General features: G+C 71.0%; 12 protein-coding genes. 3 read left to right on the plus strand and 9 right to left on the minus strand.

The window, feature by feature from the left end; genetic code table 11:
• Positions 1-4 precede the first annotated feature (4 nt).
• From SA2016_RS05830 to SA2016_RS05850, 5 genes are all read right to left on the minus strand, one after another.
• The gene (locus SA2016_RS05830; RefSeq protein WP_084249342.1) at positions 5-1,414 is read right to left on the minus strand and encodes an MFS transporter; all 1,410 of its coding nucleotides are present in this window, start codon (positions 1,412-1,414) and stop codon (positions 5-7) included.
• The gene (locus SA2016_RS05835; RefSeq protein ID WP_066496472.1) at positions 1,411-1,716 is read right to left on the minus strand and encodes a Dabb family protein; all 306 of its coding nucleotides are present in this window, start codon (positions 1,714-1,716) and stop codon (positions 1,411-1,413) included. The genes SA2016_RS05830 and SA2016_RS05835 overlap by 4 nt, the downstream gene beginning before the upstream one ends.
• Positions 1,713-3,401: a 4-oxocyclohexanecarboxylate 2-dehydrogenase gene (chcC1, locus tag SA2016_RS05840; protein ID WP_066496474.1), complete on the minus strand. Its 1,689-nt coding sequence runs from the start codon at positions 3,399-3,401 to the stop codon at positions 1,713-1,715. Before chcC1 ends, SA2016_RS05835 begins: the two co-directional genes overlap by 4 nt.
• Before the next feature lie 105 nt (positions 3,402-3,506).
• On the minus strand, positions 3,507-4,247 hold the full coding sequence (locus tag SA2016_RS05845; protein ID WP_306505425.1) for an IclR family transcriptional regulator: 741 nt from the start codon (positions 4,245-4,247) through the stop codon (positions 3,507-3,509).
• A gap of 68 nt (positions 4,248-4,315) precedes the next feature.
• Positions 4,316-4,762, minus strand: a complete 447-nt coding sequence (locus SA2016_RS05850) for a pyridoxamine 5'-phosphate oxidase family protein (RefSeq protein ID WP_066496478.1) — start codon at positions 4,760-4,762, stop codon at positions 4,316-4,318.
• A 312-nt stretch (positions 4,763-5,074) separates the two neighbouring features.
• On the opposite strand from SA2016_RS05850, the gene SA2016_RS05855 reads away from it, so the two are divergent.
• From SA2016_RS05855 to SA2016_RS05865, 3 genes are all read left to right on the plus strand, one after another.
• Positions 5,075-5,539, plus strand: a complete 465-nt coding sequence (locus SA2016_RS05855) for an acyl-CoA thioesterase (RefSeq protein ID WP_229710921.1) — start codon at positions 5,075-5,077, stop codon at positions 5,537-5,539.
• A 367-nt stretch (positions 5,540-5,906) separates the two neighbouring features.
• Entirely contained in the window at positions 5,907-6,719 is an 813-nt protein-coding gene (locus SA2016_RS05860; protein ID WP_066496482.1) for a pullulanase X25 domain-containing protein, read from the plus strand.
• 102 nt (positions 6,720-6,821) lie between these two features.
• A complete protein-coding gene (locus SA2016_RS05865) occupies positions 6,822-7,565 on the plus strand; it encodes an HNH endonuclease family protein (RefSeq protein ID WP_084249343.1) in 744 nt (247 codons plus the stop codon).
• 12 nt (positions 7,566-7,577) lie between these two features.
• Here SA2016_RS05865 and SA2016_RS05870 read toward each other — a convergent pair whose 3' ends face one another.
• From SA2016_RS05870 to SA2016_RS05885, 4 genes are all read right to left on the minus strand, one after another.
• Complete coding sequence (locus SA2016_RS05870) at positions 7,578-8,270, minus strand: DNA alkylation repair protein (RefSeq protein WP_084249724.1); 693 nt, start codon at positions 8,268-8,270, stop codon at positions 7,578-7,580.
• An 84-nt stretch (positions 8,271-8,354) separates the two neighbouring features.
• Positions 8,355-8,726: an iron chaperone gene (locus tag SA2016_RS05875; protein ID WP_066496490.1), complete on the minus strand. Its 372-nt coding sequence runs from the start codon at positions 8,724-8,726 to the stop codon at positions 8,355-8,357.
• 40 nt (positions 8,727-8,766) lie between these two features.
• Positions 8,767-9,936, minus strand: a complete 1,170-nt coding sequence (locus tag SA2016_RS05880) for a 5-methylcytosine restriction system specificity protein McrC (protein WP_066496491.1) — start codon at positions 9,934-9,936, stop codon at positions 8,767-8,769.
• Entirely contained in the window at positions 9,933-12,146 is a 2,214-nt protein-coding gene (locus tag SA2016_RS05885) for an McrB family protein (RefSeq protein ID WP_218030617.1), read from the minus strand. Before SA2016_RS05885 ends, SA2016_RS05880 begins: the two co-directional genes overlap by 4 nt.
• Positions 12,147-12,206: the final 60 nt, after the last annotated feature.

Raw genomic sequence — 12,206 nt, forward strand, 5'->3', positions numbered from 1 at the left:
TGGTTCACTTCGTGGACGTCGGGCGGCCTGAGACGGCCTTGAGGTAGGGGCCGCCGAGCTCGTCGACCGGGGTGTGCGCGGTCTCGCGGGAGCTCACGACGGCGACCACGGCCGCGAGCGCGCAGACGGCACCGAAGACGGCGACCGGCACCCAGCCCGTGGGCCCCACGGTCATGAGCAGGCCGCCGATCATGGGCCCGAAGCCGGCGACGAGGAGGCCGAGCTGGTTGCCCAGGGCCATGCCGGAATAGCGGACGGGGGCCGCGAACAGCTCGGCGAAGAAGCCCGGCCATACGCCGTTGAAGCCCGAGTAGAGCACGGTCATGAACACGAAGCTCGCCGCGGCGACGAGGATGAGGTTCCCCGTCCCGAGGGCCCAGAAGTAGGCGAAGAGCGCGCCCGAGCAGCCCAGCATGGAGATGATCAGCAGCGGCTTGCGGCCTACCCGGTCGGAGAGGGCGGCCACGGGCGGCATGACGAGCATCGAGAGCCCGATGGCCACGGCGTTGATCGTGAGGATGGCGCCCTTGTCCAGGCCGCCGTGCGCCGTCGCGTAGGAGAGGCCGAAGACCGTGAAGATGGTCTGCATGACCGAGAAGATCGACATGAACAGCACCCGGACCACGTCCGCGGCCTGGTAGCGGAGCACCTGGCCGAGCGGCAGCTTGCGGACGTCGCCCTCAGCGCGGGCCTCCTCGAAGACCGGTGTCTCCTCGAGATGGGTCCGTACCCAGTAGGCGATCGCGAGCACGGCCGCGGAGCACCAGAACGGGACCCGCCAGCCCCAGGCCATGAGGTCCTCCTTGGGCAGCGCCGTGATGGGCACGAACACGACGGTCGCCAGGACCATGCCGGACGCGTAGCCGGCCATCACGAAGGAGGTGAAGAAGCCGCGGCGGCCCTCCGGCGAGTGCTCGAGGGTCAGGGTGGAGGCGCCCGCGGACTCGGCGCCGGCCGAGAAGCCCTGGAGCAGCCGGCCGAGGGTGAGGAGCACCGGGGCGAGCAGGCCCACCGAGGAGTACGTGGGCAGGAAGCCGATCCCCAGCGAGGCCAGCCCCATGAGCGTGAGCGTCACGAGGAGCACGTTGCGCCGCCCGAGGCGGTCGCCGAAGTGGCCCATGACCATGCCGCCGAGCGGGCGGGCCACATAGGCCACGCCGAAGGTGGCGAACGCGGCTACAAGGCCGGCGGTGGGGTTGTCGCCGGGGAAGAACAGCGCCGGGAAGACGAGCGCCGCGGCGGTGCCGTAGATGAAGAAGTCGTAGTACTCCAGCGTGGAGCCGAGGAACGAGGCGAGGGCCGCCTTCTTGGGCGTCTTGCGCTGGGCGCCCGGGCTCTGGACGGAGGCTGCGGACGACGCCGCGTGGCCGGCCGAGGCTGTCGTGGCCGGGGTGGTACGAGCGACGTTGCTCATGGGGTGTCCTTGGGGATCTCGAAGTCGACGGAGATGATCTGCTCGCTGTTCGGGAAGGAGTACTCCTTCAGCGGTTCGTGCAGGGGATGGGTGTTGTACACCTCGATGTCCGCCACGGACTCGAAGTCCGCGACGATCGCGTAGTCGAAGGCCCGCTCCGAGCGGATGACGTCGGGCCCGTGCGTGAGGGCGATCAGGCCCGGGATGCTGCCGCGCATGCGGTCGAGCCCGGCGGTCCAGGCCTGGCGCTGCTCGGCGGGGAAACCGGGCTTGAACTTGAAGAGGACGGTGTGGCGGATCATCGGGCCTCCGCTCCGACGAGCGCGGCCCCTGCGCCGTCGTACCTCGCCGGCTCGCCGGCGATCGTGCGGCCCGCGAGGTAGCCCATGGTCATGAGCGGACCGAGCGTCGCGCCCGCGCCGGGGTAGCCCGCGGCGTAGGCGCTCTCGGTCGCGTTGCCGACCGCGAACAGGCCCGGAATCGGGGCGCCGTCGACATCGAGGACACGCGCCGAGCCATCGGTCGAGACGCCGCCGTTCGTGCCGAAGGCCCCGTTGACCACCTCCATGGCGTAGTACGGGCCGCGTTCGAGCGGAGCGAGGGAGGGGTTCGGCCACAGGTTGTCAGCGTCGCCCCAGTACCGGTCGTAGGCGGTCTCGCCGCGGTGGAAGTCGGGATCCTCGCCCTGGACCGCGAACGCGTTGAAGCGCTCGACCGTGGCGACGAGGGCGTCCGCCGGAACGCCGATCTTCGCCGCGAGCTCGGGCAGCGTCGCGCCCTCGGTGAGGTACTCCGGAGTCGGCTCGCCCGCGCGGTGGGCGAGGATCCCGTAGCGCTCGAGGTAGGCCTGGTCGAAGACCACGTGGGCGGGGGTGTTGAGCGTCGTGTTGTTCGGCGAATCCCACGATTGGAGGCACCGCGCCAAGTCGTTGTAGTTCTGCGACTCGTTCGCGAAGCGCCTCCCGCAGCGGTTGACCATGATCGAGCCCGGGCCCTGGCGCTCGAAGCGCAGCAGGGTGCCGATCGGCTGGCCGTCGCGCGTGTCGCCCGTGACGGACATCGGCGCCCACCACGCCTCGCGGGTCCCGCGGGTCTGCGCACCGATGCGCTGGGCCATGCGCAGACCGTCGCCCTCGTTCGTGGGCGGCGAGCACATCGTGTAGAGGCGGCTGGCCAGCATCGAGTCGGCCAGGGCCCGGTCCCACTCGAATCCACCGGTGGCGATCACCACGGCCTCGGCGGCGGTGATCTCCTCCCCGGTGGCCAGTGCCACTCCGGTGACCCGCGCGCCGTCGTGCCCCAGACCGCCGTCGAGGAGCAGGCGCTCGCCGCGTGCCTCGACCGCAAGGTGCACGCCCTCGCGCACCGCGGCAGCGAGGAGCATCGCCACGAGGGCGCGGCCCTTGGCCACGAGTCCGGACTCGGCCCGGGCGCCGAGCTCGTCCCAGGGGAAGCGGGTGAACGCGCCCCAGTTCTCGTACTCCTGCATGGTGAACGGGGCCCGGCCGTCGGAACGGACGTGCTCGCCGAGGTCGCCCAGAAGCTCGACGATGTTCGCCAGCTGCGGTTCGATGGTCCGGCCGCCGTCGACGGAGCCGGGAAGGTCCTGGCGGTAGTCCGGGAAGTTGTCGAGGAACAGGAATTTCACGCCGAGCTGCTCCTCTGCGTAGCGGAGCATTGAGTCGCCGTAGGAGACTGCGGCGTCGAGCAGCTCTTCGCGGCCCCGGCCTCGCGAGACGGCACGCACGTACTGCGCGGCTGCCTCGGCCGTGTCGTTGAAGCCGCCCTCGCGGGCGTAGTGGTTGGCCGCAATCCAGAGCATGCCGCCGGAAACGGCGCTCGTGCCGCCGAGGAGCGCGGCCTTCTCGAGGACGACGACGGATTTGCCGGCACGCGCCGCGGTGGCTGCGGCGGTGAGTGCGCCCGCGCCCGAGCCGAGCACGACGACGTCGTATCTGCTGTGCGGACTGCCGGTGAGGTACTTCATGGGGACTCTCCTTCGAGCCGGTGAACTGGCTACTGACGAGAGTCCCCGCCTGCGATGTATTGCACATCACAGATTCCCGATCATCGGGAAGAAAGTGCTGGCCGGTCAGAGGCTGCGCCGAATGGCGTCCCGGAGCGTGCCGTCCCAGCCGAGGGCGCGCGAGATGCCCCGGGCAGCCGTCTGAAGTGCGGTGATCGAGGCCTGCACGGGACCGCCCTCCCGGGGTATGACCACGCTGAGGCCGGCGATGGCCGTCCCGTCCGCTGAGAAGACCGGCACTGCGACGCCCGTCGATTCGGGCACGATCGTCCCCGGCATGACGCAGAAGCCTGAATGCCGGATGTCTGCGAGCATCCGCCGCAGCTCCTCCGGGTCCGTCACGGTGGTGTCCGTGAGCTTCGGCAGGCGGCGACGGAGGAACGTCTCCTGTGCCTCAGCGGAGCCGAACGCCGTCAGGACCAGGCCGGTGGACGTCGCGTGGATCGGGAGACGTCCCGCGACGCGGGTGATGTTGACCGTAGACGTGTCCGAACCCAGGCGTTCGATGTACAGCACGTCCTGCTGGTCGATCACGCCGAGGGTCGTGTGGTGCCCCACGACAGCCTGGACGTCCTCCATGAACGGCAAGGCTGCCTCCCGGAGTCCCAGAACCTTGGACCCGCGGGAGACGAGCTCCCACAGCCTCGTCCCGAGGCGCAGCCGCTGCCCGTCCCTGTCCAGCAGGGACTCAGCGAGCAGTTCGTCGACGATCCGGTACGCCGTGCTGCTCGGCAACCCCGTCCTGCGGGCGAGTTCGGCCGGACTCAGCGTCGGGTGCTCCTCATCGAAGGCTGCGATGATGCGCACCAGACGGTGGACCATAGAGTCGCCCGACGCCGAGTTCGCCATCGTGCCGCCGTACCCGGAACGCGGGGTCAGTAGTCCCGCGCGGTGGTCTCCTCGGGCTCGGCACCGAGCTGGAAGTGGCGGCCCTCGATCGAGGTGGGCGCGATCTCCACGTAGACGTTCTTCGAGGTGGGGAGCCACGTCTCGATGTTCGCGGCCTCGGCCTGGGCGATCTCGTCGGAGTGTTCGAGTACCCGGGCGGTGCCCTTGATGACCACGCTCCATGCCTCGTCCTGCATGATGCCGTCCGCCTCGAAGGCGACCTGGGGATGGATGGTCAGCTCTGCGAGCTTGGTGCCCGGCGTCGTCTTGAGGTACAGCTTGCCGCCCGCGGACCTGAAGTTGATGGGGACGATGTCGAGCTCGCCCGCGGCTGCCGTGGCGAGGCGGCCATGGCGGGCGTTGTCGAGGAGCTCCCAGCTCTCAGCGTCCGTCAGGACCCGGATCGGCTCGTCATCGTGGTGGTCGAACAGCATCGCGTTCCCTCTCTCCCCGGCCGTGTGGCCGGACACCGTCGCTTGATCTAGCCGGCGCCTCGCTCAAGCGGTCGGACGAGGGGCCCTGCATCCATCGGGAGCTGACTCCATCCTAGCCACGCACCTCCGCGGCCGGGACCGGCGCCACGTAACCGCGATTAAACGCACGCGTCACTCCCGCGCAAGATCGCCTCCCTAGGCTTGAAGCAGCCGCGGGGACGGCGTCGGCGGGGCACGGAGCGCCCCGGACGTCGCCCGCGGCAGGGACGCACCTCCCCCGGGAGACCGGCGGCAGTGTGGTAGACCGAAGGGGTGAGCAGCGAGCGGCTTCGCGTCATGGTCCCCATGCGATGGGGGGACATGGACGCCTACGGGCACATCAACAACGTCCAGATCGTCCGCATGCTCGAAGAGGCGCGCATTGCCGCCTTCGGGCCGCCCGGAGGCACGGGCGCGGCCGGCGTCGAGCCGCTCGTGCCGCTGTTCTCGGCGGTCCCGGACGGGACGCTCGCGCTCGTCGTCGAACACCGGGTCCGGTACGTGCGCCCGCTCGACTACCGCAACGTCCCGGCCCAGGTCGACGTGTGGGTGAGCGGCCTCAAGGCCGCCGCGCTGACCCTCGACTACCTCGTGCACGACCCCGTCGACGGCCACGAATGCGTGCGGGCGACGACGCAGCTCGCCTTCGTGGAGGAGTCCACCGGCCGCCTCATGCGGCTCACGGAGGACCAGCGCCGGCGGCTTGGACCCTACGTGGGAACCGGGCTCTTCGCGTAGGTGCACAGCCCCTTGGCATATCGCGATCCTCATCGACTGGAATTGCGGGATCCTCATCGACGGCAGGATCGTCTCGAAGAAGAGCGACACCGGGGCCTACGCCTTCGCGTACTGCCCGCCAGCTCGCTGTCCGGCGGGCGGGCAGCGCCCCGGTAGACTGGGGACCGGCGGAGACCTGAGCCGGCGGGCCATGCGCAGGACGCATGGACGTAACCCCGGCGAAACCAGGACGTGCCACGGTGGGACGCAGCTGCTGTACGGCGCGTCACACTCGGTCACCGACAAGGCGACCCAGGAGTAACCGGCCAGCATGGACACGGAGTGCGGCATGGGCTCCGCCGGAAACGCAAGGAAACAAGGGGAAGCAATGGCGAGGAACGCGAACGCGGCAGACAAGCTCGATCTCCGTCTCAAGGCGGTGCTGGACGGGCTGGCGGAGGCGGCATTCACTGATCAGACGGCCGACGCCCGGGAGGTCCTGACCGAGGCGGTCACCGCCGTGCCGTTCGACGAGCACGAGGCCGCCCTCCTCTCCGGAGGCATCCCGCGCGGCCACAAGGCGCTCACGGCCGCCACCGCCAAGCTCGTGAAGGCGGGCTGGATGGTCAAGGGCCGCAGCGGCTGGGCCATCACCGAGGACGGCCTCCGCGCCACGGTCGCCTTCCCGACGGCGCAGGCCCTCGCGGCCGCGCTCGCGGACGGCACGCCCGTGCCCGCCGACACCCCGGTCCCCGCGGCGGCGCCCACGAAGAAGAAGCCGGCGCGCAAGGCAGCGCCGAAGAAGGCTTCCGCTGTGAAGGCACCCGCTGCGAAGGCGCCGGCTGCTGAGCAGGCTGTGCCGGCCTCCGCGCCGGCCGCGGAGCCCCTCGTCGTGGACCTCGACCAGCCGGAGTCCGTGGCCATCGCGGGCGACTTCGCCTCGCACCTCGGCGCCGCCGCCGACTGGGAGCCGACCGCGGACGCCGTGCAGATGGGCCTCGACGCGGCCTCGCGCCGCTGGGTGCGCACCGTCGACCTCCCTGCGGGCCACTACGCGTTCAAGATCGCGATCAACCGCTCGTGGGACGAGAACTACGGCGCGTTCGGCGCCTTCGACGGCCCCAACCACGAGCTGACGCACGACGGCGGACCGGTCACCATCGCGTACGACCACGCCACCAAGGACATCGCCTACTCCTGACCGCGGCGGGGCGCCTTTCCACATAGGGGCGCCCGCGGCGCGGAGTGTCGGCGGCCTCCCGTACGGTGGAACAGTCATGTCAACCACCGGCGGGGGCCGTCCATGTTTCAGCGTTCATCTCGGCGCCTCCCGCGCGGCGGCCGGCGTCCCCGGGTCGCGGGCCTGACGGCGGCCGCGGCACTCGTGGCCGCGGTCCTCGGCTGGTTCGCCGGCCTCATCCAAGTGCCAGGGGTCGAGTCGCCTCTGACGGTCCAGGCGCAGATCGGTGGGGTCCCCGCGGCCCAGCTCACGGCGGCGAAGGCCTCGCTCGCCGCCATCCCCGTGAAGGGGCGCGCGCCGAAGACCGGGTACGCCCGCTCCGAGTTCGGCGAGGCGTGGGCGGACACCGACCACAATGGCTGCGACACCCGCAACGACGTCCTCGCGCGCGACCTCCGCGGCGCGGTGTTCAAGGCCGGAACCCGGGACTGCGTGGTCCTCTCCGGCAGCCTCGAGGATCCGTACACTGGCACCACGATCCCATTCCAGCGCGGCGAACGGTCGGCGCACGTCCAGATCGACCACATCGTGCCCCTCTCGGACGCATGGCAGAAGGGCGCCCAGCAGTGGACGGCGCAGCAGCGCCTCAGCTTCGCCAACGATCCCGCGAACCTGCGCGCCGTGGACGGCCCGGCGAACCAGCAGAAGAGCGACGGCGACCTCGCCACCTGGCTGCCGCCGAACAGGTCGTTCCGCTGCGAGTACGCGGTGGACGTCGTCGAGCTCAAGGCCGGCTACGGGCTGTGGATGACCCAGGCCGAGCACGACAAGGCCGCCGAACTGCTCGGCGCCTGCCGGGCCGAGTGACCCGGCCGGCGTTCAGGAGGCCTTGAGGTACCGATCGCGTGCGCCCCTGGGCAGCTTCTCGACCGCGTATCTGAGGGCCACCCGGGTCATCCGCGGGGCGCACCGGTCCAGGAACGCCTCGAGCCCCGGCGTCCCGACTGCACGCAGCGCCCACCCCGTGGCCTTCTGCACCGACTCGTCCGGGTCGTCGGCAAGCAGGGCGGCGATCTCGAAGAGGTCGTGCGGATCGCCGAGCCCCACGAAGTAGGTCGCCGCGACGATTGCCGTCCGCCGCTCGCTGGGCCGGGGCGAGTGGGCAAGCCCGTACAGCGGGTCCCGCGGCTTGTCCGCGAGATAGCTGCCCACCACGTGCACCGCCGCGCGGTCCACGAGGTCCCACGAGTCGATCCGGTCGTGGCGGCGCAGGTACAGGTCGTAGAGCTCCCGCCGCCGCAGCGGCGGAGTGCTGGGGCTGCGGGCCTGGAAGTCCATGATGCTCACGGCCCCCGCTCGGGCCTCGTGCCACGGGCTGTCGAGGAGGGCCTCCACCTCGTCGAGCGGCATGTCCGCAGAAGAGCGTGCGAGGTCGAACACGGTCCCCATCGGGACCCCGAGGAAGCGATCGCCGCCGCGCCTGGCGAGGGGGAACGCCCGCTTGTACTTCCTCAGCTCATCACCGGAGCTCAGCGATTCCAGGGCTGCCAGGAAGGCCCCCGCGGTATGCATTCCGAAGACCATCCGCACACCCCCGCGAGATGCCTGATTTGTACAGGTTTTAGGCTAACCCCGTGCAGCCCGAAAGTGCGGGGTCTAAATGCCCTTCCCCCGGGGCTTCACGGTGCTCTCGATCTCGGCGCGCCGCGCGGTGAAGATGGCGCGCAGGACCTCGTCCGGCACCGGGTGTGCGGCCGAGAAGCGGAGCGTCCCCTTGGACCAGTCGAAGCCCTCCAGGCGGTCGCCCAGGGCGGCGAGCACGCGGCCGCTGAAGGGGAACACCGAGAGGTGGTCCTTCGCCCTCAGTGCGCTCGCGTACCCCTTGCCGTGGAGGAGGAGGGCTGGCATGCCGTAGCTGAGCCCCTCGCCGGCCTCGGGCGAGACGTCGAGGGCAATGGCGTACACATGGCTGAGGGCCGCCCCGTCCGGCCCCTCCACGCCCGTGAGATAGTCCGTGACCTCGCCCATGCCCCATCGTGCACCGGAGCGGGACGGCCGGGCCAGCGGCTCAAGCCTCTGGCGTCGCCGAGAGGTAGGGCGTCACGGCCGCGATGAGCTGCTCCCGCACGCACACGGAGGCGACGGAGAGATCCACGGTGGCCGCGCCGAGACGGTGCCCCGAGGAGACGAAGGACTCCGCGAGCGGGCTGCCGGCGGAGGGGTACAGGAGCAGGCCCCCGGCGGCCAGGGACGCCGGGTCGGCGGAGGACTCCTGCTCCCGCACAGAGGTGTAGAGCTGGTAGAGGTGCCCCGAATCGAGGGTCTCGCGGGCGAAGCGCCCGGGCCGGATCGCGGCGGCGAACCGCGTGTCGACGATGAGGCGGCGCCCCGATGCAGGGGCGTCGATCCACACGTCGGTGACCATGTGCGGCAGGACGGCGGCCATGCCCAGGGTCGCCCCGCTGGCCTTCCACCCGACCTTGCGCCCGCGCTGGACGGACCACCCGCGGGAGCGTCCGTGCACGGCGTAGAAGCCGCCCACGGCGCGCTCGAACAGGTGGCGGAACTGCCGCTCGTCGAGGGTGCCGCGGCCGTGGCCGGGGTTGGTGCGCCCGAACGGCAGCGAGAGCTGGAGGGCCAGTCGGGCCGCGAGCAGCACCGAGCGGTCCTGCTGGTCGTTGCGGGTGAGCCGCGCCGCCACCGACGCGGACTGGTCGCGCTGGCCCGATCGGGGGTCGACGACGCCGACCCCGAGCTGGGCGAGGCGCTGCGACTGGGCCTGGCACCGGCGCACGAGCTCCTCGTCGCCGCACAGGCGCGCGATCGAGGCCAGCGCCGTGCGGATGAGCCGGTTGCGGGGGGTGTCCACGGTGAGCTCCTCGAACCGGCAGGCCACGAGCCCGCGCGAGAGCAGCTGGTGGGACTCGGTGCGGAGGGTGTCGATCCCGCCGCGCACCCGGGCGAGGTCGCGCGAGGTCTTGGCGAACGAGGGCGTGAGCGGCCTCCGCAGCCGGTCCTCGGCGCTCGCGACGAGCAGCTCGGCGAGCAGCTCGGGAAGCTTCTCGGGGTACTCCTCGATCCCGTCGAACGCCTCGGGCCCGGACTCGTAGAACTCCGAGGCGTACAGCAGCAGGAGCCAGACGTTGCGGACGGGGATGCGCACCCCGCCGGCGACGACGACGGAACCGTCGGCAGCCGCCGTCGTGCGCTCCGGACCGGAGGGGCCCGCAGGGCTCACGTGAGGCCCTCGAGGAGGGCGGCCGACGCCGACTCGGCCTTGGCCGCGTCGTCGAACCAGTACTCCTCGAGGGTGGGCACGATCTCGGTGTCGACCACGCCGCGGAACCAGTCCGCGAAGGAGGCCACGCGCTCCTCCGCCGGGGGAGTGACGAACGAGTGCCCGAGGCGGAACTCGGAGCCGAGCGCCGGGTCGTCGGCGATGCGGTCGTTGAGCGCCTCGAAGCGGAAGCGCACGAGCTCGAGTTCCTGGGGGTCCACGCCGTGCCGGGCGGACATCCACGCCTGCCACGCGTCATTCACGCTCGGCTCGAGCGAGACGAACGCGAAGCGGCGGCGGAACGCGAGGTCCATGATGGCCAGCGACCGGTCCGCGAGGTTCATCGTGCCGATGATGTACAGGTTGCTCGGCACGTGCACGCTCTCGGTGCCCGAGCGGGGGTAGGCGAGCTGGAGGGACTCGCGCGGGGAGCGCTTGCCGGCCTCGATCAGGGTCAGGAGCTCGCCGAAGACCTGGACGGGGTTGCCGCGGTTGATCTCCTCGATGAGCATCACGTGCGGCACGTCCGGGTTGGCGTTGGCCCGCTCGACCATCTCGAGGAACGGGCCGTCCACGAGGGTCAGCTTCCCGTCCGAGCCCGGACGCCACCCGCGCACGAAGTCCTCGTAGCTCGAGTTGGGGTGGAACTGGGTGGCGCGCAGGGCGGACTTGTTGTCCCGGGTGCCGATGAGCGCGTAGGCGAGGCGGCGGGCGAGCCACGTCTTGCCGGTGCCGGGAGGGCCCTGCAGGATGAGGTTCTTCTTGGACCGCCACCGGGCGAGGTACCCGTTGAGGTCGGACTCGTCGATGAAGCAGCCGTCCGCCACGATGTCCCGCACCGTGTAGCTGGCCTGCGGGGACATGGGCGTGGGGTCGTCCTCGGGTTCCGGCGCCTCCCCGGCGCTTCCCGAGTCTGCGTGGGCGCCGTGCCCGTAGCGCTCGAGGTAGGCGGTCCAGGACAGCTCGGGGAAGGAGTGGACCGCGAACTGCGGGTCCTCGAACTTGGAGGCGAGGGTGTCCAGCAGGGTCACGTACGCGGCGCCGTCGGCCGTGAAGAAGTCCTGGTCGAGCATGAGCTCGGTCTTGAGGTACTGGCGCGAGCGGCCGTCGAGCGGGAGGTAGTTCCAGGGGCGCACCCAGAACAGGCCCATGGTGAGCTTGGTGCCCACGCGGTAGATGTCCCGGGCCCTGTCGTAGGCCGCGGCGAGGCGGAAGCGCTCGTGGTCCTCGCTCGAGTCGGCGGCGGCGAGGGCGGCCTCGAAGACGTCCCAGAGGCTGTCGATGTCGTCCTTCTGGCGGGTGCCCGCAGGCGGGAAGAACCACGAGTTCTGGTTGTTCAGCAGCGGGATGCCGTCGAAGCCCGTCGGCGCAGGGGCGCTGACCCCGAGGAACGCGGCCCAGTCCGCGGCGATCTCGGTGCGCTTGGCCGGGCTCGCGCCGCGGTTGAACGTGCCCATGACGGTGAAGGGGCAGATGTCCTTCAGCGGCACGGGGTTGTCCCGCCAGTCGCGGTCCATGAGGAAGCCCAGCTCCTCGTGCCGCTCCTGCATCTCGCGCAGGTGCGCCAGCAGCTCGCCGCGGCGGCGGCGGAAGCCGAGCAGCGCCGTCGCCATCGCCTCGTAGAAGGCGGTCCACTCGAAGCGCTGCTCGGGCGTGGGGTCGACGTCGCCGAACCGCTTCGCCCACGCGGGGTCGTTGCGGAAGCGGTCGGTGTCCTGGGGCTCGCCGAGGAAGGTGAAGCGCAGGAGGGCCTCGCGCATCCAGTGTCCGGGCGTGACCTTCCAGATGGTGTGCCGGCCGGTGTAGAGGTACCACTCGCGCGGGCGCTCGGCGGGGGTCCAGTCGACGCCGATCTTGCGGCCGTCGCCCGGGTTGGCGGTGATGACGCCCACGGCCCGGATGGCCAGGACGGGGACGGCGTGTCCGCGGGCCTCGAAGGGCAGGCCCGTGCGGCGGACGTAGGTGGACTTGAGGGCGATCCTGTCGCCGACCTTCATCGACTTCACCGTGTCCAGGTAGCGGTCCTCGAAGCCGTTCTCCCAGATGCCCTGGGAGATGAACCGCTCGGCCTGGTCCTGGGACTCCCGGCCGGCGCCGGAGGACCCGACGAACCAGTACTGACCCTCGGGAACGCCCGCTTCCACCATTGACTGCCCTGCCTTCGAATCCATGCCGCGTCCACGGCACCCAGAGCATTAGATCATGTTCTGCTGGACGACGCGCCCGGGATT

The organism is Sinomonas atrocyanea (assembly GCF_001577305.1).
GTDB classification, from domain to species: Bacteria; Actinomycetota; Actinomycetes; order Actinomycetales; family Micrococcaceae; genus Sinomonas; species Sinomonas atrocyanea.